Origin of the sequence: Curtobacterium sp. NPDC087080 (genome assembly GCF_044745105.1) — a bacterium.
Lineage (GTDB): Bacteria > Actinomycetota > Actinomycetes > Actinomycetales > Microbacteriaceae > Curtobacterium.
Map to the genome: position 1 here is coordinate 406,269 of NZ_JBIUZP010000001.1, position 25,529 is coordinate 431,797.

The following is a 25,529-nucleotide window of genomic DNA, read 5'->3' on the forward strand; positions in this document are numbered from 1 at the left end:
ACGCAGCAGCCACCGGACCCCCACCACTCGCACTGGAGGTCACCGATGGACGGCATCGGCGTCAATTTCATGTCAGAGCTCGTCGGTACGGCGTTGCTCATCATCCTCGGTGGCGGAGTCGTCGCCGCCGTCTCGCTGACGAAGTCCAAGGGCTTCGGCGCCGGCTTCCTCATGGTCACGATCGGCTGGGGCTTCGCGGTCTTCGCCGGTGTCCTCGTGTCCTACAAGTCGGGCGGCCAGCTCAACCCCGCCGTCAGCCTCGCGCAGATGCTGCTCGGCAACATCAGCATCGGCACCATGCTCATCTACTGGGTCGCACAGCTGCTCGGCGCCTTCATCGGCGCGGTGATCGTCTGGCTCGCCTACAAGCAGCACTTCGACGAGGAGCCCGACGCCGCCGCCAAGCTCGGCGTGTTCTCGACCGGTCCGGCGATCCGCAGCTACGGCTGGAACCTCGTCACCGAGGTCATCGGCACCTTCGTACTGGTCTTCGTCATCCTCGGCATCACGAACGGCAAGGCCCCGGCCGAACTCGGCGCCGTCCCCGTCGCCTTCCTGGTGATCGCGATCGGTGTCTCGCTCGGCGGCCCCACCGGCTACGCCATCAACCCCGCCCGTGACCTCGGCCCCCGCATCGCCCACGCGGTCCTGCCGATCAAGGGCAAGGGCTCGAGCGACTGGTCCTACGCCTGGGTCCCGGTCGTCGGCCCGCTCATCGGTGCCGCCCTCGCGGCCGGCGCCTCGACCTTCCTGCTCCCCGTCGTCTCCTGACGACTGCAGACCGAACCCCCAGCACACACCGAACACACCCGTAAGGAGCACCAATGGCCGACTACATCGTCGCCATCGACCAGGGCACGACCTCGACGCGTGCCATCGTCTTCGACCACTCCGGTTCGATCATCTCGGTCGGGCAGAAGGAGCACGAGCAGATCTTCCCGCGCGCCGGGTGGGTCGAGCACGACCCCGCGGAGATCTGGGACAACACCCGTGAGGTCATCGGCCAGGCCCTGTCCCGCGCCGACATCACCCGCCACGACGTCGCGGCGGTCGGCATCACGAACCAGCGCGAGACCGCGGTGGTCTGGGACAAGAACACCGGCAAGGCCGTCTACAACGCCATCGTCTGGCAGGACACCCGCACCCAGGCGATCGTCGACAAGCTCGCCGACGGCGACACCGACCGCTACAAGGCGATCGTCGGCCTGCCGCTCGCCACCTACTTCGCCGGCACCAAGATCGCCTGGATCCTCGAGAACGTCGAGGGCGCACGCGAGAAGGCCGAGGCGGGCGACCTGCTCTTCGGCACCACCGACACCTGGGTCCTCTGGAACCTGACCGGTGGCACCGACGGCGGTGTGCACAAGACCGACGTCACGAACGCGTCCCGCACGCTGTTCATGGACCTCGAGACGCTGCAGTGGCGCGACGACATCCTGGCCGACTTCGGGGTGCCGAAGTCGATGCTCCCGGAGATCGTCAGCTCCTCCGAGGTCTACGGCCACGTCGAGTCGTCCAGCCTGCTCCGCGAGGTCCCGATCGCCGGCATCCTCGGCGACCAGCAGGCCGCGACGTTCGGCCAGGCGGCGTTCGACCAGGGCGAGTCGAAGAACACCTACGGCACCGGCAACTTCCTCATCTTCAACACGGGCACCGAGATCGTCCGGTCGGAGAACGGGCTGCTCACCACCGTCGGGTACAAGCTCGGCGACCAGGAGACGCACTACGCGCTCGAGGGCTCGATCGCCGTCACCGGTTCGCTCATCCAGTGGCTCCGCGACAACCTCGGCATCATCGGCAGCGCCCCGGAGGTCGAGGCGCTCGCCAAGACCGTCGAGGACAACGGTGGCGTGTACTTCGTGCCGGCGTTCTCGGGCCTGTTCGCGCCGTACTGGCGTCCGGACGCCCGCGGCGCCCTGGTCGGCCTGACCCGCTACGTCAACAAGGGGCACATCGCCCGTGCCGCCCTCGAGGCGACGGCGCTGCAGACCCGCGAGGTCCTCGACGCCGTCAACGCGGACTCCGGTGTGGACCTGACCGAGCTCAAGGTCGACGGCGGCATGACCGCCAACGACGCGCTCATGCAGTTCCAGGCGGACATCCTCAACGTGCCGGTCGTCCGTCCGGTCGTCGCGGAGACCACCGCGCTCGGTGCCGCGTACGCCGCCGGTCTGGCCGTCGGGTTCTGGGCGAACCTCGACGAGCTCCGCGCCAACTGGCAGGAGGACAAGCGCTGGGAGCCGTCGCTCGACGACGCCGAGCGCGACCGCCAGCTCCGCCTCTGGAAGAAGGCCGTCACGAAGACCTTCGACTGGGTCGACGAGGACGTGCGCTGACGCGCAGCTGAGGTGACCGCCTGGAGGCGCGGTGCCGGTCCCACGGGCCGGCACCGCGCCTCCAGGCCGTTGCGGTGGCACGCGCGGTGCGGGCCGGGCGCACCGGGCCGGCCGGTCCGCGCAGCGCCCCCTTCACGTCGAGACGCCCCTTCCGCAACGAGACGCCCCTTCCGCGTCGAGACGCCCCCGGATCCGGGGGCGTCTCGTCGTCCGCAGTGCGTCTCGCGTCGACGCCGGCGTCTGGAGGGCGGGGTCGCTCAGGCCGCGGGAGCGGCGCCGACCCAGTCGGCGAGCTTCTGCGCGGCGGCGCCGGAGTCGACCGCCTCGGCGGCGACGGCGAGCTGCTCGCGGAACCGCTGCAGGATCGGCCGGTCCGCCTGCTCGGGGTCCTCCGCCAGACGGAAGGACACCAGCCCGGCGGCGGCGTTGAGCAGCACGATGTCACGGACCGGGCCGGCCTCCCCCGCGAGCACGCGGTGCACGACGGCGGCGTTGTGCTCGGGGTCACCGCCGAGCAGGTCCTCCGTGCGCGCCCGGGCGATCCCGAGGTCCCGCGGGTCGAGGTCGTGCTCGATGACCCGGCCGCCGGTGACCTCCCAGATGTGGGAGTGCCCGGTGGTGGTCAGCTCGTCGAGGCCGTCGTCGCCGCGGAACACGAGCGCCGTCGCCCCCCGGGTCTGGAACACGCCGGTGATGATCGGCACGAGCTCGAGCTGCGCCACGCCCACCGCGTTCGCCTCGCACCGGGCCGGGTTCACCAGCGGCCCGAGGAAGTTGAAGACGGTGGGCACCCCGATCTCGCGCCGGACCGGTGCCGCGTGGGCGAAGCCGGGGTGGAACGCGCTCGCGAACGCGAAGGTCAGCCCGACACGCCGGAAGGTGTCCGCGACACGCGCGGCGTCCATCGTCAGGTCGAGCCCGAGGGCGGCCAGCACGTCGCTCGAGCCAGACTTCGACGAGCTCGCGCGGTTGCCGTGCTTGACGACCGGCACGCCCGCGGCGGCGATGACGATTGCAGCCATCGTCGAGACGTTCACGGTGCCCACGACGTCGCCGCCGGTCCCGACGATGTCGAGTGCCATCGGGTCGACGTCCAACGGGACGGCCGCGTCGAGGATCGCGTCGCGGAAGCCGACGACCTCGTCGACGGTCTCGCCCTTCGCCCGCAGCGCCACCGCGAAGGCGGCGATCTGTGCGGCGGTCGCGCGTCCCTGGACGATCTCCTCCATGGCCCACGTGGACTGCCTGATCGAGAGGTCCTCGCGCGCCATGAGCGCGCTGATGACTGCAGGCCAGGAGAGTGTGAGGGACATGGCTCGATGGTACTGAGTTCGAACGACCCGCCAGTGTCCTGCGAAAACACTGTCAGTGGTTTCGGCCATAATGGAGGACGTGACTAGCACCCCTCTCTCCAGATCCGCCAGCGGTCCGGTCCTGAACAGGCCGAACGCCGTTGCCGTGGGGACGATCGTGTGGCTGGGCAGCGAGGTCATGTTCTTCGCCGGCCTGTTCGCGATCTACTTCACGCTGCGCAGCACCTCGCCCGAGCTCTGGGCGACCGAGACCGCCAAGCTCGAGGTGCCGTTCGCCTCGGTGAACACGATCATCCTGGTGCTGTCGAGCTTCGCCTGCCAGTTCGCGGTGTTCGCCGCGGAGCGCTTCCAGGTGCACCGCACGAGCTGGAACCCCAAGGACTGGGGCATGACGGAGTGGTTCTTCGTCACGTACTGCATGGGTGCGATCTTCGTCTGCGGCCAGATCTTCGAGTACGCGAACCTCTGGCACGAGGGCGTGACGCTCTCGTCGAGCGCCTACGGCTCCGCGTTCTACATGACCACCGGCTTCCACGGCCTGCACGTCACGGGTGGTCTGATCGCCTTCCTCCTGACCCTCGGTCGCGGTTTCGCTGCCAAGAACTTCGGGCACAAGGAGGCGACCACCGCGATCGTCGTGTCGTACTACTGGCACTTCGTCGACGTGGTCTGGATCGGCCTCTTCGCTGTCATCTACCTTCTCAAGTAGGAACTGGACACCCCCCACCGCATGTTCACCAGAAGCAAGTCCAAGAAGGGCCGCCGTTCCCCGATGGCGACCGTCTCGCTCATCGTCGTCGGTCTCATGACCACCGGCGGTGCGTACGCGCTGTTCAGCTCGACGGCCAACGCCGACGACAGCACCACCTCCGCGGTGTCCAGCCAGTCCAAGGTCAACGAGGGCGAGAAGCTCTTCGCCTCGAACTGCGCGACCTGCCACGGCCTCGACGCCCAGGGCACCAGCGAGGGTCCGTCCCTCATCGGTGTCGGAGCCGCGTCGGTCGACTTCCAGGTCGGCACCGGCCGCATGCCGATGGCCGCGCAGGGCCCCCAGGCCGAGGAGAAGCCTGCCCAGTTCACGGACGAGCAGATCGATGCCATGGGCGCCTACGTCGCCTCGCTCGGCCCCGGCCCGTCGGTCCCCTCCTCGTCGCTGACGGACGGCAAGGGCGACGCAGCCGAGGGCGCCGAGCTCTTCCGCATCAACTGCGCCATGTGCCACAACGTGGCGGGTGCCGGCGGTGCACTCACCGAGGGCAAGTACGCCCCGAACCTGCAGTCGGTCTCCGGCAAGCACATCTACGAGGCCATGGTCACGGGCCCGCAGAACATGCCGGTCTTCAACGACCTCAACCTGACGCCGGAGCAGAAGGCCGACATCATCACGTACCTGAAGTACGTGCAGGACAACAAGTCGCCCGGCGGGTTCGCCCTCGGCTCCCTCGGCCCGGTGGCAGAGGGTCTGTTCATCTGGATCTTCGGACTCGGCGCGGTCGTCGCGATGACCGTCTGGCTGACCGCGAAGTCCAACTGATCGTCCGTGTCGAACGACACTGAAGGGAACACCATGGCAGAGCACGACGACGAGGCACTGAACTCGTCCTCGGCTGTCGAGAAGCACGGCGCGACCAGCACGTCGGCCGGGATCGCGGTCGTCCCCGCGGACCCGTTCGAGAACCCGGGTGAGCCGCCGCACCGCGCGCGCCGCACCGACGTCGACCCGAAGAAGCAGCGCCTGGCCGAGCGTCAGGTCGCCACGTTCTTCTACCTGTCCATCGTGGGCAGCGTCCTGGCGATCGCGGCGTACATCGCCTTCCCGATCGACCCCGAGGACTTCGGCACCGTCCGGTCCGGCAACCTCTGGCTCGGTCTGGCGATCGCGCTTGCCCTGCTCGCGCTGGGCCTCGGCGCCGTCTACTGGTCCAAGTCGCTCGTCGTGGACCGCGAGATCACGGAGATGCGCCACAGCACCCGCGGCACCGACGCGACCCGCGCGAAGGCGGTCGAGGCCTTCCAGCTCGCCGACAAGGAGTCCGGCTTCAGCCGTCGCAAGCTGATCCGCAACTCGATGATCGGCGCCCTGGTGGCGTTCCCGCTGCCGGGTGTCGTCCTCGTCCGTGACTTCGCCCCGGCGGAGGACCCGAACGAGCTCCTGCGCCACACCTTCTGGAAGTCCGGCATGCGCCTGACGAAGGACCCGACGGGTCTGCCGATCAAGGCGTCCGACGTCACGATCGGTTCGGTCTTCCACGTCATCCCGGACGGCATGCTCGACTCCGAGCACATGCTCGAGGAGAAGGCGAAGGCCTCCGTCCTCCTCATGCGTCTCGACCCGAAGGACCTCAACCCCTCGAAGGGGCACGAGGACTGGGGCTACGACGGCATCGTCGCCTACTCCAAGATCTGCACCCACGTCGGGTGCCCGGTCGCGCTCTACGAGCAGCAGACGCACCACCTGCTGTGCCCGTGCCACCAGTCGACGTTCGACGTCTCGAACAACTGCGAGGTCATCTTCGGCCCGGCTGCACGTCCCCTCCCCCAACTTCCGATCGCGATCGACGACGACGGCTACCTGGTTGCCCAGAGCGACTTCCACGAGCCGGTCGGACCGTCCTTCTGGGAGCGTGAACGCTGATGACCAGCACCACCACCACGAGCGCGCCGTCCACGGCCACACGGCCCGAGCCGACGCGCGGGTCCCGACTCATCGGGGCCACCGCCAACTACATCGACGAGCGCACGAGCATCTCGGGTCTGGTGAAGGAGGTCGGGCGCAAGATCTTCCCCGACCACTGGAGCTTCATGCTCGGCGAGGTCGCGCTGTACAGCTTCGTCGTCGTCCTGCTGTCGGGGACGTTCCTGACGTTCTTCTTCCAGGCGTCGATGACCGAGGTCGTCTACAACGGCTCGTACGTCCCGCTGAAGGGCGTCGAGATGTCGACCGCCCTGCAGTCCACCCTGAACATCTCGTTCGACATCCGCGGTGGCCTGTTCGTCCGGCAGATCCACCACTGGGCAGCCCTGCTGTTCGTGGCCTCGGTGATGCTGCACATGGCCCGCGTGTTCTTCACCGGCGCCTTCCGCAAGCCGCGTGAGCTCAACTGGGTCTTCGGCTTCGTGCTGTGGGTCCTGGCGATGGCCGAGGGCTTCACCGGCTACTCGCTCCCCGACGACCTGCTCTCGGGCAACGGTCTCCGCATCATCGTCGGCATGATCGAGGGTGTCCCGGTGATCGGCGTGTGGATCGCCTACCTGCTGTTCGGTGGCGAGTTCCCGGGCACCGACATCGTCGGCCGCCTCTACACGCTCCACATCCTGCTGCTGCCGGCGATCCTCGTCGCGGTGCTCGGCGTGCACCTCGTGCTCGTCGTCATCAACAAGCACACGCAGTTCGCGGGCCCCGGCAAGACCAACGACAACGTCGTGGGCGTCCCGATCCTCCCGGCCTTCGCCGCGAAGGCCGGCGGCTTCTTCTTCATCGTCGCGGGCATCCTCGCCCTCATCGCGTCGCTGTTCACGATCAACCCGATCTGGAACTACGGCCCGTACGACCCGTCCCCCGTGTCCGCCGGCACCCAGCCTGACTGGTACATCGGCTTCGCGGACGGTGCGCTCCGTCTGGTGCCGCCGCACTGGGAGGTCGTGTGGTTCGGCTACACGGTGTCGTTCAACATCCTCGTCCCGATCGCCGTCCTCATGGCGCTCATCATCGCGATGTTCGCCTACCCGTTCCTCGAGGCGTGGGTCACCGGCGACAAGCGAGAGCACCACCTGGCCGACCGTCCGCGCAACGCCCCGACCCGCACCGCGTTCGGTGCTGCGGGCATCACGCTCTACGCGTCGCTCTGGGCCGCGGCCTCGTCCGACATCATCGCCACGCACTTCATGGTGTCGATCGAGCACGTGATCCACGTCATCCAGGCCACGACGGTCCTCGGCCCGTTCGTCGCGTTCTGGATCACGAAGCGCGTCTGCCTCGCGCTGCAGAAGAAGGACCGCGAGATCGTGCTGCACGGCTACGAGTCGGGCCGCATCGTCCGACTGCCGCACGGCGAGTACATCGAGGTCCACGAGCAGCTCGACGAGTACGAGCGCTGGAAGCTCCTGCAGTTCAACGAGTACAAGCCGCTCATGGTCCGTCCGGACGCCAAGGGTCGGATCACCGGGGTGCAGAAGGTCCGTGCGAACCTGTCGCGCTTCTTCTTCGAGGACCGCATCGCGCCGGTCACGAAGGCGGAGCTCGAGGCCGCGCACGCCGCGCACCACGGTCCGGAGCTGGAGGGCGACCACCAGGCCCAGGCCCCCGCGCTCGGCGCAGCCAACCACTAGGTCCCGCAGCAACACCGACGGAGCCCCTCGACCACCACGTGGTCGGGGGGCTCCGTCGTTCACTGTGGACCGACGCGGATCCGCCACTCCCGGTTCACCGTGCATTCAGAGTGGCGTGCTGGACTCGTCCTCGACGGTGTGGCAACGTGTTGCACCACGCATCCGCCAACGGAACGAGAGACCGATGGACAGCCGGACGGCCGAACACCCCAGGCCGAACCACTTCCTCCTCCACCTCAGCGACACCCACCTCGTGGCGGGTGACGGCGCGCTCTACGGTGACGTCGACTCCGCAGCACGTCTCTCGGCGATCGTCGCCGACATCGAGGCCTCCGGCACTCGCCCGGAGGCCATCGTCGTCACGGGCGACGTCGCCGACAAGGGCGAGCCGGGCGCCTACGCCAGGATCCGCGACATCGTCGAGCCCGCCGCCCGTCGCATCGGCGCGCAGGTCATCTGGGCGATGGGGAACCACGACGAGCGCGGCGCGTTCCGCCAGGAGCTCTTCGGTCTCCAGCCGACCGATCGCCCCGTCGACTTCGTGTACGACGTCAACGGCCTCCGCGTCATCACCCTGGACACGAGCGTGCCCGGAGCGCACCACGGCGAGGTCTCCCCCGCGCAGCTCGACTGGCTTGCTGAAGTCCTCTCCGAGGCTGCGCCGCACGGCACGATCCTCGCAATGCACCACCCGCCGGTCCCGAGCGTGCAGGACCTCGCGGTCCTCGTCGAGCTCCGCGACCAGGCCGCCCTCGCCGAGGTGATCGAGGGGTCGGACGTCATCTCGATCATCGCCGGACACCTGCACTACTCCACGAGCGCCGTGTTCGCCGGGGTGCCCGTGTCGGTGGCGAGTGCGACGTGCTACACGCAGGACCTCACCGAGTACCAGGGCGGGACCCGCGGGCAGGACGGCGCGCAGTCCTTCAACCTCGTGCACGTCTACGGCAACAACGTCGTGCACTCGGTCGTGCCGATCGGGCACTACTCGACGGTCGGCGAGCCCGTGTCGTCGGAGCAGACCGAGGCGCGTCTCGCCGCTGCGGGCATCAGGATCGCGCCCGCGGTCGAGCCGGCCCCGGTCACCGCGAGCATCCCGGTGTTCACCCTCGACACGGTGCCCAGCTCCCCGATCCGCCGCTGAGGGTCGGCCACCCGTGTGACACGTCTGCACGCTGTCGAACGAGCACGACGTGCCGTCGGGTGTTCACCGCGCGGGTGGGACTCGTCGCCCGTCCCGCGCGACCGTGACAGATCGTGCCCGTCCGGCGCAACGGACCGGGGACCGGCAGCCCGACGCCAGGACGCCCGAACAGCCCGCCGCAGCCCTACTGCGCGTCCTGCTCCCACGGCGCCGGGAACGGGAAGTACTTCTCGAGGAAGTCCGTCACCCGACGGGTGCGCTCCTCGTCCGAGACCTCCGGGAAGCTCCCGTCGTTCAGGCAGAAGAAGTCGACGTTCCGCTTCTTGAGCAGGTCCTCCAGCGCCTTCAACCCGGACTGCATCGTCGTGTCGACGTACCGGACCGGAGCGTTCTCCTGCACGATCGCGCGGCCGGTGAGCAGGGCGTAGTAGTGGTACAGCGAGTTCGTCACCGAGATGTTGTCCGCCGCACGGAACCGTGAGGCGGCGGTCGCGCGGAACTCCGCCGCGAACTCGTGCTCCATCTCGGTCATGATCGAGGCGCGGAGCGGCGTGGGAGCGTGCTCGAGGTGCCGCGTGGTCACGGCGCCGAACCGCTGCTGCAGCAGCTGGCGGTTCACGCGCGCGGAGTTCTCGAACCCGCTGCGGGCCGGGTTGTTCGAGCCGAGCCCGATGCGGGTCGTCGCGAGGATGAACTTCGACACCGAACCCGGGCTGAAGAACACCGACGGCTCGACCATCCGCCCGAAGAACATGTCGTCGTTCGAGTAGATGAAGTGCTCGCTGATGCCCGGGATGTGGTGCAGCTGCGACTCGACGGCCTGCGAGTTGTGGGTCGGGAGCACCGAGGGGTCCGCGAAGAACTCCTCGCTCCGAACGATCCGCACCTTGGGGTGGTCCGCGAGCCAGGCGGGTGCCGGCGAGTCGGTGGCGATGTAGATCTGCCGGATCCAGGGCGCGAAGGTGTGCACCGAGCGCAGGGCGTACTTCAGCTCGTCGATCTGCCGGAACCGCGCGGGGGCGTCGTCGCCCTCCCCCAGTACCGCGTTCGCCTGCGCTGCCTGCCGGGCTCGCTGGTACTCGATCGCGTTGCCGTCGACCCACGAGAAGACGATGTCGATCGGGAAGCGGATGTCCGACACGTGGTCGTCGAACATGTGCTCCACCGTGCGCCAGGTGCGGCCGTAGCGCTCGATGTCGACGAGCACGAACTCGTCGACCGGCAGGCTGCGCCGCATCAGGGCGTTCTCGACGGGCGCGAGCACCTCGGTGTCGGTGACGCGCCAGAACTCGAGCTGGACGCTCGTCTCGGCGCCGTAGCGGAGCCGACCCATGGGTTCGAGCCGCGGCCGGAAGACCCGCAGCACCGGCTCGTCGACCGATCCGAGGCCGTCGTCGATCACGAGCACGGCGGGCTGCCCCGGCGGCTTGGCGTAGAACGGCTCGTTGGCGGCGGCCGCCATGATCGCGCTCTCGGCACGCTGCCGGTCGCGTTCGTCGACGGCGATGACCGGCCGTCGGTCGTTGCCGCGGATGAGCAGGTGGTCGACGTCACCGGCGGTGAGCGCGTCGTCGAGGAACAACAGGTCCTCGATCATCGACTGCTGGGGCGTCAGGTGCCCGTTGACCAGGGTCAGGCGTCCCTTGCGGACGACGACGTCAGGTCGGTCGAGACCGCCGGAGGACGGTCGAGGGTTCAGCAGAGGACTCTCGGTCGCCGGCTCGGTCTCGTGGCTCATCCATGCCCTTCGCATCACGTCGGCCGGGCCCTGTGCCCGGCTCCTGCGATCCTACCGTCCGGCGGACGAGCGCCGCGCGGTCACGGACGGGAGGCGCGCCCTGCGTCCGCCCCGCGCGGCACCTTGACGGCGATCCCGACGAGGATGAACGCGGCGGCCGCCACGAGTTGCAGACCCGCCCACACCTGGCCGGGGATCGGTACGACCACCACCGGGTTCCAGCACACCGCGATCGCCGCGGTGAGGGCGACCGCCCACCAGGCGCGGCCGCGGAACCCGAAGACGAGGACGATGAGCGCGAGCACCGTCACGCCCCACCGGACGAAGACGAAGGCCGAGGAGTCGATGACCGCCACGAACGCGATGAGCACGACGGCAGCGAGCAGCCCGGGGGCCAGGGCGGGGCGGGTGAACGGCGGTGTGCCGTCGGCGTCCGGGCGCACATCCTGCGGACGATGCGCGTCCTGGCGCCCCAAGGGGACCCCCTGCAGCGACGATCCCGCCGGGGGCCGACCCTTCCGTGCCATCAGGCGCCGGCCTCCTCGAGGTCGATCGCCTGGATCGGACGGGACATCGGCGGGAGCCCGCGCACGCGCTCGAGCGCCGGCTCGAGTTCGTCGACCACCGCGCGGTATCCGTCGGCGTTGAGGTGCAGGCCGTCCTCGGTGAAGCGCTCGGCCAGGTGGTCGTCCTCGGCCAGCGCGGGCCAGAGGTCGAGGTACTGCGCGTGACAGGTCGCGACGAACTGGCGGAGGTGCCGGTTCGCCTCCTCGATCTTCGCGCACCAGTCGGACTGGCGGGGCAGGATCGACACGAGCAGCAGGCGGACGCCCGGGAGCTCGCGGCGCAGTGTCACGAGGATCGACTCGACCCCGCGGACCACGTGCTCGACGCTCGACCGGTGGTTGCCGAAGTCGTTCGTCCCGATCAGGAGCACGATGACCTCGGGCTGTTCGGCGATCACGGCGTCGAGCCGCGTGAGCACGCCGTCGGTGGTGTCGCCGCCGACACCCTGGTTGCTCGTGCGCTCCCCAGGGAGCCACTGGTCCCAGGATCCCTGCTCGGTGATGCTGTCGCCCAGGAACAGGACGGTGGGGTGTTCGGTGGTCATGCTGCCTCCTCGTGTACCGGTTCCTGCGGCCCATTCTGCTGGGTCCAGTTCCGCCCCGTCGACTCCGTGTGCTGGGACTCGCGCTCCGCCGCCGCCGTGATGCGCTCGACCATGCCCGGGAAGATGATCCCGTGGAACGGCAGGATGCCGTACCAGTACAGGCGTCCGGGGAGCCCCTGCGGGAAGTAGATCGCCCGCTGGTGGTAGTCGCTGCCGCCGTCGTCGCTCGGGGTGACCCGCATCTCGAGCCAGGCGCGCCCGGGCGACTTGAACTCGGCGCGGAGCCGCAGGTAGCGCCCGCGCTCCAGCCGCTCCACGCGCCACCAGTCGAGCGCGTCGCCCTGCTCGAGGCGGTGCGGGTCGCGCCGGCCCCGGTTGAGTCCGACCCCGCCGGCGACCTTGTCCATCCAGCCGCGGGCGACCCAGGCCAGGGGGAACGAGTACCAGCCGTTCTCGCCGCCGATCGACTCGACGACGCGCCAGACGTCCTCGGCGCTGGCGCTCGAGTGGCGCTTCCGGTCGTCGACGTAGACGGTGTGTCCGGCCCACTCCGGGTCGCTCGGCAGCGGGTCGGCCGGGGTCGACGAGAGCGTGGCGCTCCGCCAGCTCGTCTGCACCTCACCCTTCCGCATCTTCGTCAGGGCCAGACGGACGGCCCGTCGGTACGAGGTGAGTCCGCCCTCCGGACGCGGGACGACCTCGTCGATGTCGTGCTCGCGCTGCACGCACTCGAACTGGAGCGACTCGATGATCGGCGTCGCGAGCTTCTTCGGGATCGGCGTCACGATGTTGAACCAGTGCGCGGAGAGCCCCGGGGTGAGCACGGGCAGCACGGTGAAGCGCCGTTGCGGCAGCTTCGCCTCGACCGCGTAGCCGTTCAGCATCTGGCCGTACTTGAGCACGTCCGGACCGCCGATGTCGAACGTCCGGTTGACGTCGGCGGGGATGTCGAGCGCCGCGACCAGGTAGTACAGGACGTCGCGGACGGCGATGGGCTGGATGCGGTTGCGGACCCACCTGGGCGCGGGCATCCAGGGCAGCACGTCGGTCACGTGCCGGATCATCTCGAACGAGGTGCTCCCCGAGCCGATGACGACGCCCGCCTGGTAGGCGATGGTCGGGACGCCGGAGGCGAGGAGCACGTCCCCGACCTCCTTCCGGCTCCGGAGGTGCTTCGACAGTTCGCCGTCCGGGTGCAGTCCGCCCAGGTACACGAACCGGCGGACCCCCGCGTCGCGGGCCTCGCGCGCCATCGTCTCGACGGCGTCCCGTTCGGCCTGCTCGAAGTCCCCGTCCGCACCCATGGCGTGCGCGAGGTAGTAGACGGCCTCGATGCCCTCGACAGCGGAACGCACCGCGTCAGCGTCCTGCAGGTCGCCCTCGGCGACCTCGACGTCGTCGTGCCAGGGCACGTCCTGGAGCTTCCGCGGCGTGCGGACGAAGACGCGGACGTCGTGTCCGGCCTCGAGGAGGCGGGGGACGAGACGACCGCCGATGTACCCGGTCGCACCGGTGACGAGGACCTGCATGGAGGGCACGGTACGCGCGTCGCCTCCGGGTAGGCTTTCCGGGTGGACAACGCAGCGACCCCCGCACACCAGGACCGGGCCGACCAGCACGAACTCGGCGCCGACGCCGTTCGAGCCCTGATCGACCACGCGATCCTCAAGCCCGAGCTCACCCGCGCCGACGTCGACGCCCAGCTCGACGAGGCCGCCGCCCACCGGGTCTTCAGCGTCTGCGTCCGGCCGAGCGACGTCGCGCACGCCGTCGAGCGACTGCAGGGCACCGGCGTCGGCGTCGGCACCGTGATCGGGTTCCCGCACGGCACCACCACCACCGCCGCCAAGGTCGCGGAGTCGCTGCAGGCCCTGGCCGACGGCGCCTTCGAGCTCGACATGGTGCAGAACATCGGCGCCGCGCGGTCCGGTGACTGGGAGCGTGTCGAGCAGGACGTCCGCGCGGTCGTCGACGCCGCGGGCGACACCGTCGTCAAGGTCATCCTCGAGACCGCGTTCCTCACCGACGACGAGATCGTCGCCGCGTCGCGGGCCGCACAGCGTGCCGGCGCCGCGTTCGTCAAGACCTCCACGGGGTTCGCGGGCGGGGGCGCCACCGCCGAGCACATCCGCCTGATGCGCGAGACGGTCGGCCCCGACACGGGCGTCAAGGCCTCCGGGGGCGTCCGCGGTCTGGACACCCTGCTCGAGATGGTCGAGGCCGGCGCCGACCGGATCGGGACGAGTGCCTCGGCGCGCATCCTCGACGAGGTCGCGCACCGCGCCACGACCGGCGCCGCGTCCGCACTCGGGGACGACACCTCCTCGTACTGAGGGCCCGGCCGCCCGCTCGCGGGCGGCCCCACCCGGACCGGCCGCGGCCGGACCAGTTCCACCCGACCCGACCACACCGCCCGGGCCGGCCCGCACCGACGCGAGGTCGCGTCGTCACGGTGAGCCGAGCCTCCAGACCGCCGCATCGGAGCGCGCATGTCCAGCACCGCAGCCCTGTCCCCCTCGTCCGCGCTCGCACTGGCCGTCGATCTCGGCGGCACCAAGGTCGAGGCGGCTCTCGTCACCGACCACGGCGTCGTCCTGCCGGGGACCCGGCACCGGCAGCCGACCGGACCGCAGCGGACTGCTGCCGAACTGCAGGCGGCCGTCGACCAGGTCGTGACGGCGACCCTCGCAACGCTGCCGGCGGGCGCGCAGCTCGTCGGCGTCGGCGTCGGCGCTGCCGGCCCCGTCGACGAGGAGCACGGCCTCGTCTCCCCCTTGAACATGCCGGTGTGGCGCGGTTGGCCGCTCCGGGACCGCGTCGCAGCCCTCGTCCCCGAGGGCGTCCCGGTGACGCTGCGGATGGACGGCCTCGCGATCACCCTGGCCGAGCACTGGGTCGGGGCGGCGCAGGGGTCGGACCACGTGATGGGCATGATCGTGTCCACCGGCGTCGGTGGCGGGCTGATCCTGCACGGCCGCACCGTGAGCGGGCCGACCGGCAACGCCGGCCACATCGGCCACGTCGAGTGCGGCGGGTTCGACGATCCGTGCGCGTGCGGCGGGACCGGATGCCTCGAGGCGATCGCCAGCGGCCCGAAGACCGTCGCCTGGGCGCAGCGGCAGGGGTTCGCCGGGACCACCGGCGAGGAGCTCTCCGCCGCCTACGCTGCCGGGGACGAGATCGCGGTCGCCGCGGTCCGGCGGAGCGGGCGCGCACTGGGACAGGCGATCGCCGCGGCGACGAGCCTGGTCGACCTCGAGGTGGTGGCGATCGGCGGCGGCTTCTCGCACGTCACCCCGGACCTGTTCGAGTACGCGCGCGAGGCGGTGGCCGAGCGGGTCGAGTTCGGCTTCGTGACGAAGGTCCGGATCGTGCCGACCGGACTGTCCCAGGACGGACCGCTCATCGGGGCCGCGGCGCTGGTGCACCGAGCGGACGTGCTGCGCTGACCCCTCGCCGCTGAACCACCGGCGCTGCGTCGTCGCACGGTGCTCTCCACAGGCCGGACCGCGACCGACGTCCGTCCGGCAGGATGAGCGGGTGCCGACGCCCAGCCTGCTGACCAGCGACGACTGGCCGGAGGCGGAGCTCCGCGCCGCCGTGCTGGCCGGCGAGCTCGTCGCGGTCGGGTGGTGCTGGGCCTCCCCCGCAGAACCGCAGACGCCGGCACTCCGCGCCGCCGCGCACGCGTGGCGTGTGCCGGACGGACGACTGGTTGCGAGCGGTCGGTCCGCCGCGTGGATCTGGGGCGCCACGTCGCGTCCACCGTCGCCGGTCGAGGTGAGCGTGCCGCCGACCGTCCGCGTCCGGGTCGACCCCGACGTGCGGCTCCGCGAGGTGCGACTCCCCGCCGTGGACACGGTGCGGCTCGGGTCGGTCCGGGTGACCTCGCCGGAGCGCACGGCCGTCGACCTGCTCCGCGCGCCCGACACGTTCGACGTGACCGCGCGCGACGCCCTGCGCGGCCTCGTGGCGATCGGCGCGGTCCGGGTGGACGACGTCACCCGCCGCCTCGACGCGCTCGGGACGATCCCCATGGTGCGGCAGGCGGCGCGTCGGCTCGTCCGCGCGACCGCCGGGTGGACACCGCCCGCCGTCGCTCAGCGCTGAGGCAACAGGGGTCGACCGGGTCGACCCGTGCTGACGCGACCGACGTCGACCGGGGTCAGCCTGCGCTGACGCGGTACACGTCGTACACCGCGTCGATCCGCCGCACGGCGTTCAGCACGCGGTCGAGGTGCGTCGTGTCGCCCATCTCGAACACGAAGCGGCTGAGCGCCAGACGGTCCGACGAGGTCGACACCGTCGCGGACAGGATGTTCACGTGGTGGTCGGTCAGCACCCGGGTGACGTCGCTGAGCAGCCCGGAACGGTCGAGCGCCTCGATCTGGATCTGCACGAGGAACACCGACTTCGACGACGGGGCCCACTCGACCTCGATCATCCGGTCCGGCTCGTTCATCAGCGACTTCACGTTCGTGCAGGACGCCTGGTGCACCGAGACACCCTGACCGCGCGTGATGAAGCCCACGATCTGGTCACCGGGCACCGGGGTGCAGCACTTCGCGAGCTTCACCAGGATGTCGGGCGCGCCTCGGACGAGCACGCCGCTGTCGCTGTTCCGGAGCTGGCGGCTCGTGACCTGACGCGGGAACGCCAGCTCGGGCTCGTCCGTCTCGGTCTCGGCCTGGACGTTGCCGAGCACCTTCTCGATGACGGACTGGGTGGACACGTGGCCCTCGCCCACCGCCGCGTAGAGCGCGGAGACGTCGTCGTACCGCATCGACGACGCGACCTCGGCGATCGAGTCCTGGCTCATGATGCGCTGCAGCGGCAGGTTCTGCTTGCGCATCGCGCGGGCGATCGCGTCGCGGCCCTGCTCGATCGCCTCTTCGCGGCGCTCCTTCGTGAACCACTGCTTGATCTTGTTGCGGGCCCTGGGGCTCCGCACGAAGGTCAGCCAGTCCTGGCTCGGCCCGGAGTCGGGGTTCTTCGACGTGAAGATCTCGACGACGTCGCCGCTCGACAGGGAGCTCTCGAGCGGGACGAGCCGCCCGTTCACCTTGGCACCCATCGTGCGGTGCCCGATCTCGGTGTGCACCGCGTAGGCGAAGTCCACCGGGGTGGCACCGGCGGGCAGGCCGATGACCTTGCCCTGCGGGGTGAAGACGTAGGTCTCCTTCGCGCCGATCTCGTACCGCAGCGAGTCGAGGAACTCGCCCGGGTCGCTCGTCTCGGCCTGCCAGTCGGTGATGTGCGCGAGCCACGCCATGTCCTGGTCGTCGGTGGTCGACGAGGCGTCGACGTCCCGACCCTGCGCGCGCTGCTTGTACTTCCAGTGCGCCGCGACACCGAACTCGGCGCGCTGGTGCATCTCGTGCGTGCGGATCTGGATCTCCACGGCACGGCCCTGCGGCCCGAGCACGGTCGTGTGCAGGGACTGGTACAGGTTGAACTTCGGCGTCGCGATGTAGTCCTTGAAGCGCCCGGGCAGCGGGGTCCACCGCGCGTGCACGGACCCGAGCATCGCGTAGCAGTCGCGGACGGTCGGCACGAGGACGCGGATGCCGACCAGGTCGTAGATCTCGTCGAACTCGCGACCGCGCACGATCATCTTCTGGTAGATCGAGTAGTACTGCTTCGGCCGGCCCATGACCTCGCCGCGCACCTTCGCGGCCTTCAGGTCCTTCTTGAGCGTGCCGATGACGTTCTGCACGAACTGCTCGCGCTTCGGCTGCCGTTCCTTGACCAGGCTGTCGATCTCGACGTAGAGCTTCGGGTGCAGCACCGCGAACGACAGGTCCTCGAGCTCCAGCTTGATCATCTGGATGCCGAGGCGGTGCGCCAGCGGCGCGTAGATCTCGAGCGTCTCCTTGGCCTTGCGGGTCGCCGAGGCGGACTCCACGAAGCCCCACGTCCGCGCGTTGTGCAGGCGGTCGGCGAGCTTGATGACGAGCACCCGGATGTCCTTCGACATCGCGATGACCATCTTGCGGACGGTCTCGGCCTGCGCGCTGTCGCCGTACTTGACCTTGTCCAGCTTGGTGACGCCGTCGACGAGCATGGCGATCTCGTCACCGAAGTCCGACCGGAGCTGGTCGAGCTGGTAGTCCGTGTCCTCGACCGTGTCGTGCAGCAGGGCTGCGGCGATCGTGATCGTGCCGATCCCCAGGTCGGCGAGGATCTGCGCGACCGCGACCGGGTGGGTGATGTACGGCTCACCGGACTTGCGCTTCTGCCCGTCGTGCGCCCGCTCGGCGACGGTGTACGCCCGCTCGATGAGCGTCACGTCGGCCTTCGGGTGGTGCGACCGGACGGTCCGGATCAGGGTGTCGACCGCCCCCGCGGGCTGCGCCCGCGAGAACAGCCGGGGCAGCAGCGACCGCAGGGATCCGAGGTTGCCGGTGGTCGTCGCGTTCAGCGGGCTGGAGGGCCGTGGTGCGGAACCGGGACGGCTCGCGCCGGGCGTGGGCGCACCCTGGGCCGAGGACTCACGGGTGTCCGTCATGATGCGCCTCCTGCGACCGGTGTCCGGGTACGGTCTGGCAAGCCTACGCGCGTCCCGTCAGTGCTCGTGACGCGGTTCGCCCTGGGCGTCGTCGGACGCTCCCGCGCGCACGACCGGCTGGCCGGACTGTTCCCAGGCGACCATGCCGCCGGTCAGGTTCACCGCCGGCAGGCCCGACTGCTCGAGGGCGGCCACGACCCGCGCGGACCGGGCGCCGGAGTGGCAGACGACGATGGCGGGCTGGTCGCCGCCGTCGATCTCCTGCCAGCGGGCGACGAGCTCGGACATCGGGACGAGCGTCGCCTCCGGGGCGTGCACCTCGTCCCACTCCCCCTGCTCACGGACGTCGAACAGTCGGGCGCCCGCATCGAGGCGACGTCGGGCCTCGGCCACGTCGACGTCGTGCACCTCGACCGCCATCAGGCGACCTCGGCAGCGGCGTCGACCTCGCGCTGACGCTTCTCGGCCGCGCGCGTCTTCTTGGCGTCGGCCTCCTTGACCTTCGGCTCGTTCTCACGCAGGTGCGCGTACATCGGCGACGCGATGAAGATCGTCGAGTAGGTGCCGACAATGATGCCGATGAAGAGCGCGAGCGAGATGTCCCGCAGCGTGCCGGCGCCGAGCACGTACGACCCGATGAAGAGGATCGCGGCGACGGGCAGGAGCGCCACGACCGACGTGTTGATCGAGCGCACCAGCGTCTGGTTGACCGCGAGGTTGACCGACTGCACGAAGGTGCGGTGCGACTCCTGCGACGTGTTCTCGCGCACCTTGTCGAACACCACGACGGTGTCGTACAGCGAGTAGCCGAGGATCGTCAGGAAGCCGATGACGGCGGCGGGGGTGACCTCGAGTCCGACGATGCCGTACACACCGGCGGTGATGAGCAGGTCGTGCAGCAGCGCGACCATGGCGGACACCGACATCTTCCACGTGCGGAAGTAGACGGCCATCACGACGGCCGCCAGCGCGAGGAAGATGACCAGACCGCGGATCGCCTGTGCGAGCACGTCGGCGCCCCAGGTGGCGCCGATGTACGTCGAGGCGACCTGGTCGTCGGACACGCCGTAGGCCTTCGCCAGGGCGTCCTGCACCTCGCTGGTCTCACGGTCGGTCAACTGCTCGGTCTGGACGCGGATGCCGTCCTGGCCGACCTGGGAGACGCGCGGGATCCCCTCGGGGACGATCGACTCGACCGTTCGGGTGGCGATCGACTGGTCGAGGTCCTTCGCGTTCGAGATCGTGAACTCGGACCCGCCGGTGAACTCGATCCCGAGGTGGTAGCCGCCGCGGAGCCACGGCACCGCGAGCGACACGACGATCGCGATCAGTGCGATGAGGTACCAGGTCTTGCGGCGCCCGACGATGTCGTAGGAGCGCTTCCCGGTGTAGAGGTCGCTGCCGAACTGGCTGAAGCTGGCCATCAGTCGTCCTTCCCGTCCGGCGTGGAGCCGTTGTCGCCGGAGGCCTGCTGGGCCTTCCGCTCTGCGATCGTCTGGCGGCGCTGGGCCTCGCCCGCACTGCGCTGGCGCTTGCCGTCCACGACCGGCGCACGGAACTGCGCCCGGCCGCGGTACACGGCACCGAGGGCGGACGGGTCGAGTCCGCTGAACTTGTGCCCTTCGCCGAAGAACCGGCTCCGGGCGATGAGCTGCATCATCGGGTGGGTGAACAGCACCACGACGACCACGTCGATCAGGGTCGTGAGCAGCAGCGTGAACGCGAAGCCCTTCACGTCGCTCACGGCCAGGATGTACAGCACCACCGCGGCGAGGAAGTTGATCGAGTCGGACGCCAGGATCGTGCGGAGGGCACGCTTCCAGCCGGACTCTACGGCGCTCTCGAGCCCGCGGCCGTCGCGGAGCTCGTCACGGATGCGCTCGAAGTACACGATGAACGAGTCTGCCGTGATGCCGATGGCCACGATGAGACCGGCCACACCCGCGAGCGACAGACGGTAGTCGACGCGCCACGACATGATCGCGATCACCAGGTAGGTCAGGACCGCCGCGACACCGAGCGACAGCACGGTCACGAAGGCGAGCGCCCGGTACTGGATGATCGAGTAGATCACGACCAGGATCAGACCGATCAGGCCGGCGACGAGACCGCCGACGAGCTGCGCGGTGCCGAGCGTGGCCGAGATGTTCTCGTTCGACTGCACCTGGAAGTTGATCGGCAGGGCGCCGTACTTCAGCTGGTCGGCGAGGGTCTTCGACGACTCGGCGGTGAAGTTGCCGGTGATCTGCGCCTTGCCGTTGGTGATCGCCGCGTTCGAGGCGGGAGCCGTGATGACGGTGCCGTCGAGCACGATCGCGAACTGGTTCTGCGGCGAGGGGAGCTTGACGAGGCGGCTCGTGACGTCGCGGAAGTCGTCCGAGCTCTTGCCCGAGAACGTCAGGTTGACGGCCCACTGCCCGGTGGTCGCACCCTGCGAGTCGGTGGCGAGGCCCGAGGTCGCGTTGCTGATGCCCGCACCGGAGACCTCGACGGGGCCGAGGATGTACTTGGCGGCGCCGTCCTGGTCACAGGTGACGAGCGGCTCGTCGTCGGGCGCCGTCGTGACGTCGTCCGGGGCCGCGCAGTTGTAGTTCGTGTACAGGTCCTGCAGCGCCGGCGTGACCTGCGACAGGTCGCTGCCGTTGGTCGGCTTCGTGCTCGGGGTCGCGTCGAGAGATGCCGGCGGCGAGTACGGCGTCGGCGATGCGGTCTTCCCGTCGCCACCGACCGCGGTGTTCGACGCCGCCTCGGTGTAGAGCACCGGACGGAAGGTCAGCTTCGCCGCTGCCTCGATCCGGTCGATCGTCGCCTTGTCCGGCTTGCCGGGGATGGACACGACGATGTTGTTCGTGCCCTGCGTGTTGATCTGCGACTCGGAGACACCCGTGGCGTTGATGCGCTGACGGATGATGTTGACCGCCTGGCTCAGCTGCTGCGAGGTGACGGACCCGCCCTCGGTGTTCTGCGCGGCGAGGGTCAGCTGCGTGCCGCCCTGCAGGTCGAGCGCCAGTTCGGGCACCCAACTCGCGCCGGCGAACCACTCGTTCGTGTCGTCCTTGCTGTTGGCCGCGAGCACCGACGCAGCGGTGTTCAGGCCAGCGAGGGCCGCCATGATGATCACCAACCAGGTGAGCGAACGCAGCGCCTTCTTGACGGGTGTCGATCGTGCCACCGGTCGTCTCGTCTCTCTGTTCAGGACCGACGGCGTCTCGGCCGGCGGCGGTGTGTGGTCGCTGGGTCGGTGGACCCGGCGACCGAGGGCGTCAGTCTTCGGTCTTGCGCTTGTTCGGGTCGGTCTCGTCGACACGCTCGCCGTAGAATGGCTCACCGTTGAGCTCGGCGACCGGCTTCGGCGCCGCGGCGTCGTCCTCGGGCGACACGGTGGTCTCGACGTCGGACGCATTGTCGTCGACGACGCGCGAGAGCGTCTGGCGGTGGACCGTGACGACCGTGCCCGGGGCGATCTCGACGTCGGCCGTGACCTTCTCGTCGTCCACCGAGAGCAGCGTGCCGTACAGGCCGAACGACAGCATGACGCGGGCGCCCGGGACCATCTTCGTCTGCAGGTCCGCCTGCTGCTTCTTGCGCTTGCGGCTGCTGTAGAACATGAAGGCGGCGAACGCGACGATGATGACGATGAGGAAGAGTGATTGGTCCATGGGGGCGTTGCCTTCTCTGGTTGCTCGGATCCAGCCGGAGCGGTCGTTGCTCGGCTTCGGGCCGTAGCAGTCTAGGGCACGGGCGTGCCCGCGATCGGGCAGCCACCTGAGCGAGTGCAGACGGGTCGAGCTACACGAGCGACATTGCCCAGAATACCGTATACGAGATCAGTCGTCGAACAGCCCGGGCTGCCCGCCGACGCCCTCCCCCGGGGTGATGCCGAAGTGCCGCCACGCCTGCGGCGTCGCGATGCGCCCCCGGGGTGTGCGGGTCACCAGTCCCACGCGGACCAGGAACGGCTCCACGACCGACTCGATGGTCTCGGACTCCTCGCCCACCGACACCGCGAGGGTGTTCAGCCCGACGGGGCCGCCGTCGAACCGCGTGAGCATCGTCTCGACCACGGCGCGGTCGAGCCGGTCGAGACCGAGCTCGTCGACGTCGTACAGGTCGAGCGCGCCCTGCACCGCGGCCATGCCGTCCGAGGTGCGGTGCACGAGCGCGTAGTCGCGGACCCGGCGGAGCAGGCGGTTCGCGATGCGCGGGGTACCCCGGGACCGCCCGGCGATCTCGCGCAGGGCCGTCCGGTCGATCTGCAGGTCCAGCAGGTGGGCGGCGCGGATCAGCACCTGTTCGAGCTCGTCCTTCTCGTAGAACTCGAGGTGGGCCGTGAAGCCGAAGCGGTCGCGCAGCGGGTTCGGCAGGAGGCCGGCGCGGGTGGTCGCCCCGACCAGGGTGAACGGCGCGAGGTCGAGCGGGATGCTCGTCGCGCCGGCACCCTTGCCGACCATCACGTCGATCCGGAAGTCCTCCATCGCCAGGTAGAGCATCTCCTCCGCCGAGCGTGCCATGCGGTGGATCTCGTCGATGAAGAGGACCTCGCCCGGCACCAGGGACGACAGCACCGCAGCCAGGTCGCCGGCGTGCTGGATCGCGGGACCGCTCGACATCCGCAGGGGTCGGCCGGACTCGTGCGCGACGATCATCGCGAGGGTGGTCTTGCCGAGTCCGGGGGGACCGGCCATCAGGATGTGGTCGGGCGTGCGCTCCTGCAGTGCCGCGGCCCGGAGCAGCAGGTCGAGCTGCCCGCGGACCTTGCGCTGCCCGACGAACTCGTCGAGGGACTTCGGACGGAGCGCCCCCTCGAACGCCAGCTCTTCCTGTGACTCGGCGCCGGCCGAGGTGATCCCGCTCACCGACCGGCCCCCGCGGGACGCAGCGTCCCGAGGGCGGCGCGGAGCAGGGCTTGCGTGCCCATGGCCGCGGCGTCCGGGTCGTTCGCCACCACGGCGTCGACGGCGGACTGTGCGGCGTCCTCACGCCAGCCGAGCCCCACGAGCGCCGACACGACGTCGACGGTGGCCGGGTGCGCGACCGCCCGCGCTCCGGCGGCGGCCGTGGGGGCCTGCTCGAAGGCGACGAGCTTGCCCGACAGCGCGACCGTGATGAGCTTCGCGGTCTTCGGCCCGATGCCGGAGACCTTGCGGAACGCCGCGTCGTCCTCGCTCGCGACGGCGTTCGCGACCTGTGCCGGGTCCAGGTGGGCGAGGACGCCGAGCGCCGACTTCGGCCCGACGCCCGAGACACTGCGGAGCAGGTCGAACACCTGGAGCGCATCGGTCGACTCGAACCCGAAGAGCAGGTGCTCGTCCTCGCGCACGATCATCGCCGTCCGCAGGAAGACCTCGGACCCGAGGCGCATCGTCAGGGCGTGCGCAGGGGTCACCGTGACGGCGTACCCCACTCCCCCGACCTCGACCACCACGGCCGATCCGGAGACGTCGATGCAGGTTCCCCGGAGGCTCGCGATCATGCCCACGAGCCTAGGGCCGCCCACCGACGGAGCCGGACCGCCGCGCGGCGGCAGCGGCGCCGACGCCGGCGCCCGGGCCCTTGCGCGACGCCGCGGCGGCGGCCCGCGCCAGCGGTGAGTCCGCGGTACCGGCCTGCGCGTCACGCCAGGCACGCTGCGCGGAGGTGAGCGTCGACGGGCCCGGGCCGACGCGGTCGGGTGACCCGAGCCTCCAGGCGTGGCAGACCGCCAGCGCGAGCGCGTCGGCGGCGTCGGCGGGCTTCGGCACCTCGTCGAGCCCGAGCACCCGCGCGATCATCGTCTGCACCTGCCGCTTGTCGGCGTTGCCGTAGCCGGTGACGGCGGCCTTCACCTCGGACGGCGTGTGCAGCCCGACGGGCAGCCCGCGGGCGGCGGCGGCGTGCAGCGCCAGTCCCGCCGCCTGCGCGGTCCCCATCACCGTCCGGACGTTCGCCTGCGCGAAGACCCGTTCGACGGCCACCGCGTCAGGGCGGTGCTCGTCGATCTCGGCCGCGATGCCGTCGGCGATGCGCAGGAGCCGCTGCTCCAACGCCATGTCCGCCGGGGTGCGCACGACCGTCACGTGGACGAGCCGTGCGCGCCGGTTCGGAGCGACCTCGACCACACCGACGCCGCACCGGGTGAGCCCGGGGTCGACCCCGAGCACACGGAGCACCGGACTAGTCCTCGTCCTCGTCGAGCTCGGCCTGGACGTCCGCGGGGATGTCGAAGTTCGCGTAGACGTTCTGCACGTCGTCGCTGTCCTCGAGCGCGTCGATCAGCTTGAAGACCTTGCGCGCCGAATCGGCGTCGACGGGGACCTTCACGCCGGGCACGAACTCGGCGTCGGCCGAGTCGTAGTCGATCCCGGCGTCCTGCAGGGCCGTGCGCGCCGCGACGAGGTCGCTCGCCTCGGTGATGACCTCGAAGCCGCCGCCCTGGTCGATGACGTCCTCGACACCCGCGTCGAGCACGGCCGTCATGACGGTGTCCTCGTCGAGGCCGTCGGTCTTCGTCACCGAGATGACGCCCTTGCGCGAGAAGTTGTAGGCGACGCTGCCCGGGTCGGCCATGGTGCCGCCGTTGCGGGACATCGCCGTGCGGACCTCGGCCGCAGCACGGTTCTTGTTGTCCGTGAGGCACTCGACGAGCATCGCGACACCGTTCGGGCCGTAGCCCTCGTACATGATGGTCGTGTACTCGATCGACTCACCGGTCAGACCGGCACCGCGCTTGATCGCGCGGTCGATGTTGTCGTTCGGCACCGAGGTCTTCTTCGCCTTCTGCACGGCGTCGACCAGTGTCGGGTTGCCCGACAGGTCCGCGCCGCCCATCTTCGCGGCGACCTCGATGTTCTTGATGAGCTTGGCGAACGACTTCGCACGGCGCTGGTCGATGACCGCCTTCTTGTGCTTGGTCGTTGCCCACTTGGAATGCCCGGACACGGTGCTCCTTGCGTCTAGCGGAAGATCCGCACCAGTCTACCGGCCGGGAGGCGCGGATCGCCGCCGCCCCGCTGCCTCCCGCGAAACGCGATGTCGGCGACACCGCGCAGCGCGATTCCGCTGCGACGAACC

Annotated in this window: 24 protein-coding genes; 10 read left to right on the top strand and 14 right to left on the bottom strand. The window is 70.0% G+C overall.

Going from position 1 to position 25,529, the window contains the following annotated elements; translation table 11 throughout:
- Positions 1 to 45: 45 nt before the first annotated feature.
- Both ACIPEQ_RS01865 and glpK read left to right on the top strand, forming a co-directional pair.
- Positions 46 to 771, top strand: coding sequence for an MIP/aquaporin family protein (locus ACIPEQ_RS01865; protein ID WP_402713704.1), 726 nt, complete (start codon positions 46 to 48; stop codon positions 769 to 771).
- Positions 772 to 824: 53 nt separating this feature from the next.
- Positions 825 to 2,336 (top strand): glycerol kinase GlpK, encoded by a 1,512-nt coding sequence (gene glpK / locus ACIPEQ_RS01870; protein WP_402713705.1) that lies wholly within the window; start codon positions 825 to 827, stop codon positions 2,334 to 2,336.
- A gap of 257 nt (positions 2,337 to 2,593) precedes the next feature.
- Here the strand turns inward: glpK and trpD are convergent, their stop codons facing one another.
- A complete protein-coding gene (trpD, locus tag ACIPEQ_RS01875) occupies positions 2,594 to 3,649 on the bottom strand; it encodes an anthranilate phosphoribosyltransferase (protein ID WP_250366944.1) in 1,056 nt (351 codons plus the stop codon).
- Positions 3,650 to 3,719: 70 nt separating this feature from the next.
- On the opposite strand from trpD, the gene ACIPEQ_RS01880 reads away from it, so the two are divergent.
- From ACIPEQ_RS01880 to ACIPEQ_RS01900, 5 genes are all read left to right on the top strand, one after another.
- Positions 3,720 to 4,358, top strand: a complete 639-nt coding sequence (locus ACIPEQ_RS01880; protein ID WP_058727853.1) for a heme-copper oxidase subunit III — start codon at positions 3,720 to 3,722, stop codon at positions 4,356 to 4,358.
- Positions 4,359 to 4,379: 21 nt separating this feature from the next.
- Positions 4,380 to 5,183: a cytochrome c gene (locus ACIPEQ_RS01885; protein ID WP_126890110.1), complete on the top strand. Its 804-nt coding sequence runs from the start codon at positions 4,380 to 4,382 to the stop codon at positions 5,181 to 5,183.
- 33 nt (positions 5,184 to 5,216) lie between these two features.
- The gene (locus ACIPEQ_RS01890; protein ID WP_174234667.1) at positions 5,217 to 6,284 is read left to right on the top strand and encodes a ubiquinol-cytochrome c reductase iron-sulfur subunit; all 1,068 of its coding nucleotides are present in this window, start codon (positions 5,217 to 5,219) and stop codon (positions 6,282 to 6,284) included.
- A complete protein-coding gene (locus ACIPEQ_RS01895; RefSeq protein WP_250366943.1) occupies positions 6,284 to 7,978 on the top strand; it encodes a ubiquinol-cytochrome c reductase cytochrome b subunit in 1,695 nt (564 codons plus the stop codon). The genes ACIPEQ_RS01890 and ACIPEQ_RS01895 overlap by 1 nt, the downstream gene beginning before the upstream one ends.
- A gap of 184 nt (positions 7,979 to 8,162) precedes the next feature.
- A complete protein-coding gene (locus ACIPEQ_RS01900) occupies positions 8,163 to 9,122 on the top strand; it encodes a phosphodiesterase (protein WP_402713707.1) in 960 nt (319 codons plus the stop codon).
- Positions 9,123 to 9,306: 184 nt separating this feature from the next.
- Here the strand turns inward: ACIPEQ_RS01900 and ACIPEQ_RS01905 are convergent, their stop codons facing one another.
- The 4 genes from ACIPEQ_RS01905 to ACIPEQ_RS01920 all read right to left on the bottom strand — a co-directional run bounded on the left by ACIPEQ_RS01905 (position 9,307) and on the right by ACIPEQ_RS01920 (position 13,500).
- On the bottom strand, positions 9,307 to 10,860 hold the full coding sequence (locus tag ACIPEQ_RS01905; RefSeq protein ID WP_402713708.1) for a stealth conserved region 3 domain-containing protein: 1,554 nt from the start codon (positions 10,858 to 10,860) through the stop codon (positions 9,307 to 9,309).
- 80 nt (positions 10,861 to 10,940) lie between these two features.
- Positions 10,941 to 11,303, bottom strand: a complete 363-nt coding sequence (locus ACIPEQ_RS01910; protein ID WP_402713710.1) for a DUF6804 family protein — start codon at positions 11,301 to 11,303, stop codon at positions 10,941 to 10,943.
- A gap of 83 nt (positions 11,304 to 11,386) precedes the next feature.
- Positions 11,387 to 11,971, bottom strand: a complete 585-nt coding sequence (locus ACIPEQ_RS01915) for a GDSL-type esterase/lipase family protein (RefSeq protein WP_402713711.1) — start codon at positions 11,969 to 11,971, stop codon at positions 11,387 to 11,389.
- Positions 11,968 to 13,500, bottom strand: coding sequence for an SDR family oxidoreductase (locus tag ACIPEQ_RS01920; RefSeq protein ID WP_402713713.1), 1,533 nt, complete (start codon positions 13,498 to 13,500; stop codon positions 11,968 to 11,970). The genes ACIPEQ_RS01915 and ACIPEQ_RS01920 overlap by 4 nt, the downstream gene beginning before the upstream one ends.
- Before the next feature lie 42 nt (positions 13,501 to 13,542).
- Here ACIPEQ_RS01920 and deoC point away from each other — a divergent pair, with 42 nt between their 5' ends.
- The 3 genes from deoC to ACIPEQ_RS01935 all read left to right on the top strand — a co-directional run bounded on the left by deoC (position 13,543) and on the right by ACIPEQ_RS01935 (position 16,081).
- Positions 13,543 to 14,304 (top strand): deoxyribose-phosphate aldolase, encoded by a 762-nt coding sequence (deoC, locus tag ACIPEQ_RS01925; RefSeq protein ID WP_402713715.1) that lies wholly within the window; start codon positions 13,543 to 13,545, stop codon positions 14,302 to 14,304.
- Positions 14,305 to 14,460: 156 nt separating this feature from the next.
- Positions 14,461 to 15,420, top strand: a complete 960-nt coding sequence (locus tag ACIPEQ_RS01930) for an ROK family protein (protein ID WP_402713716.1) — start codon at positions 14,461 to 14,463, stop codon at positions 15,418 to 15,420.
- A gap of 91 nt (positions 15,421 to 15,511) precedes the next feature.
- Entirely contained in the window at positions 15,512 to 16,081 is a 570-nt protein-coding gene (locus ACIPEQ_RS01935) for a type IV toxin-antitoxin system AbiEi family antitoxin (RefSeq protein WP_402713717.1), read from the top strand.
- A 55-nt stretch (positions 16,082 to 16,136) separates the two neighbouring features.
- Here the strand turns inward: ACIPEQ_RS01935 and ACIPEQ_RS01940 are convergent, their stop codons facing one another.
- The 9 genes from ACIPEQ_RS01940 to ACIPEQ_RS01980 all read right to left on the bottom strand — a co-directional run bounded on the left by ACIPEQ_RS01940 (position 16,137) and on the right by ACIPEQ_RS01980 (position 25,397).
- The gene (locus ACIPEQ_RS01940; RefSeq protein WP_402713719.1) at positions 16,137 to 18,479 is read right to left on the bottom strand and encodes a RelA/SpoT family protein; all 2,343 of its coding nucleotides are present in this window, start codon (positions 18,477 to 18,479) and stop codon (positions 16,137 to 16,139) included.
- 57 nt (positions 18,480 to 18,536) lie between these two features.
- Positions 18,537 to 18,899, bottom strand: a complete 363-nt coding sequence (locus tag ACIPEQ_RS01945; protein WP_402713720.1) for a rhodanese-like domain-containing protein — start codon at positions 18,897 to 18,899, stop codon at positions 18,537 to 18,539.
- Complete coding sequence (gene secF / locus ACIPEQ_RS01950; RefSeq protein ID WP_126890119.1) at positions 18,899 to 19,903, bottom strand: protein translocase subunit SecF; 1,005 nt, start codon at positions 19,901 to 19,903, stop codon at positions 18,899 to 18,901. Before secF ends, ACIPEQ_RS01945 begins: the two co-directional genes overlap by 1 nt.
- Positions 19,903 to 21,651, bottom strand: coding sequence for a protein translocase subunit SecD (gene secD, locus ACIPEQ_RS01955; protein WP_402713721.1), 1,749 nt, complete (start codon positions 21,649 to 21,651; stop codon positions 19,903 to 19,905). Before secD ends, secF begins: the two co-directional genes overlap by 1 nt.
- Positions 21,652 to 21,742: 91 nt before the next feature.
- A complete protein-coding gene (gene yajC, locus ACIPEQ_RS01960; protein WP_402713723.1) occupies positions 21,743 to 22,138 on the bottom strand; it encodes a preprotein translocase subunit YajC in 396 nt (131 codons plus the stop codon).
- A 168-nt stretch (positions 22,139 to 22,306) separates the two neighbouring features.
- Positions 22,307 to 23,335, bottom strand: a complete 1,029-nt coding sequence (gene ruvB, locus ACIPEQ_RS01965; protein WP_126890122.1) for a Holliday junction branch migration DNA helicase RuvB — start codon at positions 23,333 to 23,335, stop codon at positions 22,307 to 22,309.
- Positions 23,332 to 23,952, bottom strand: coding sequence for a Holliday junction branch migration protein RuvA (ruvA, locus tag ACIPEQ_RS01970; RefSeq protein WP_402713725.1), 621 nt, complete (start codon positions 23,950 to 23,952; stop codon positions 23,332 to 23,334). The genes ruvB and ruvA overlap by 4 nt, the downstream gene beginning before the upstream one ends.
- A gap of 10 nt (positions 23,953 to 23,962) precedes the next feature.
- A complete protein-coding gene (ruvC, locus tag ACIPEQ_RS01975) occupies positions 23,963 to 24,628 on the bottom strand; it encodes a crossover junction endodeoxyribonuclease RuvC (RefSeq protein ID WP_402713726.1) in 666 nt (221 codons plus the stop codon).
- A 4-nt stretch (positions 24,629 to 24,632) separates the two neighbouring features.
- Positions 24,633 to 25,397 carry a YebC/PmpR family DNA-binding transcriptional regulator gene (locus ACIPEQ_RS01980; RefSeq protein ID WP_402713728.1) on the bottom strand — a complete coding sequence of 255 codons (765 nt, stop codon included), beginning with the start codon at positions 25,395 to 25,397 and terminating at the stop codon, positions 24,633 to 24,635.
- Positions 25,398 to 25,529: the final 132 nt, after the last annotated feature.

What these genes read in the sequence shown, in the direction of transcription:
- ACIPEQ_RS01920 (WP_402713713.1), bottom strand. Translation starts at nt 13,500, where the DNA reads ATGCAGGTCCTCGTCACCGGTGCGACCGGGTACATCGGCGGTCGTCTC.
- ACIPEQ_RS01915 (WP_402713711.1), bottom strand. Translation starts at nt 11,971, where the DNA reads ATGACCACCGAACACCCCACCGTCCTGTTCCTGGGCGACAGCATCACC.
- glpK (WP_402713705.1), top strand. Translation starts at nt 825, where the DNA reads ATGGCCGACTACATCGTCGCCATCGACCAGGGCACGACCTCGACGCGT.
- ACIPEQ_RS01940 (WP_402713719.1), bottom strand. Translation starts at nt 18,479, where the DNA reads ATGACGGACACCCGTGAGTCCTCGGCCCAGGGTGCGCCCACGCCCGGC.
- secF (WP_126890119.1), bottom strand. Translation starts at nt 19,903, where the DNA reads ATGGCCAGCTTCAGCCAGTTCGGCAGCGACCTCTACACCGGGAAGCGC.
- trpD (WP_250366944.1), bottom strand. Translation starts at nt 3,649, where the DNA reads ATGTCCCTCACACTCTCCTGGCCTGCAGTCATCAGCGCGCTCATGGCG.
- ACIPEQ_RS01895 (WP_250366943.1), top strand. Translation starts at nt 6,284, where the DNA reads ATGACCAGCACCACCACCACGAGCGCGCCGTCCACGGCCACACGGCCC.
- ACIPEQ_RS01890 (WP_174234667.1), top strand. Translation starts at nt 5,217, where the DNA reads ATGGCAGAGCACGACGACGAGGCACTGAACTCGTCCTCGGCTGTCGAG.
- ruvA (WP_402713725.1), bottom strand. Translation starts at nt 23,952, where the DNA reads ATGATCGCGAGCCTCCGGGGAACCTGCATCGACGTCTCCGGATCGGCC.
- ACIPEQ_RS01880 (WP_058727853.1), top strand. Translation starts at nt 3,720, where the DNA reads ATGGAGGACGTGACTAGCACCCCTCTCTCCAGATCCGCCAGCGGTCCG.
- ACIPEQ_RS01905 (WP_402713708.1), bottom strand. Translation starts at nt 10,860, where the DNA reads ATGAGCCACGAGACCGAGCCGGCGACCGAGAGTCCTCTGCTGAACCCT.
- ACIPEQ_RS01865 (WP_402713704.1), top strand. Translation starts at nt 46, where the DNA reads ATGGACGGCATCGGCGTCAATTTCATGTCAGAGCTCGTCGGTACGGCG.
- ACIPEQ_RS01930 (WP_402713716.1), top strand. Translation starts at nt 14,461, where the DNA reads ATGTCCAGCACCGCAGCCCTGTCCCCCTCGTCCGCGCTCGCACTGGCC.
- ACIPEQ_RS01945 (WP_402713720.1), bottom strand. Translation starts at nt 18,899, where the DNA reads ATGGCGGTCGAGGTGCACGACGTCGACGTGGCCGAGGCCCGACGTCGC.
- ACIPEQ_RS01900 (WP_402713707.1), top strand. Translation starts at nt 8,163, where the DNA reads ATGGACAGCCGGACGGCCGAACACCCCAGGCCGAACCACTTCCTCCTC.
- yajC (WP_402713723.1), bottom strand. Translation starts at nt 22,138, where the DNA reads ATGGACCAATCACTCTTCCTCATCGTCATCATCGTCGCGTTCGCCGCC.
- ACIPEQ_RS01885 (WP_126890110.1), top strand. Translation starts at nt 4,380, where the DNA reads ATGTTCACCAGAAGCAAGTCCAAGAAGGGCCGCCGTTCCCCGATGGCG.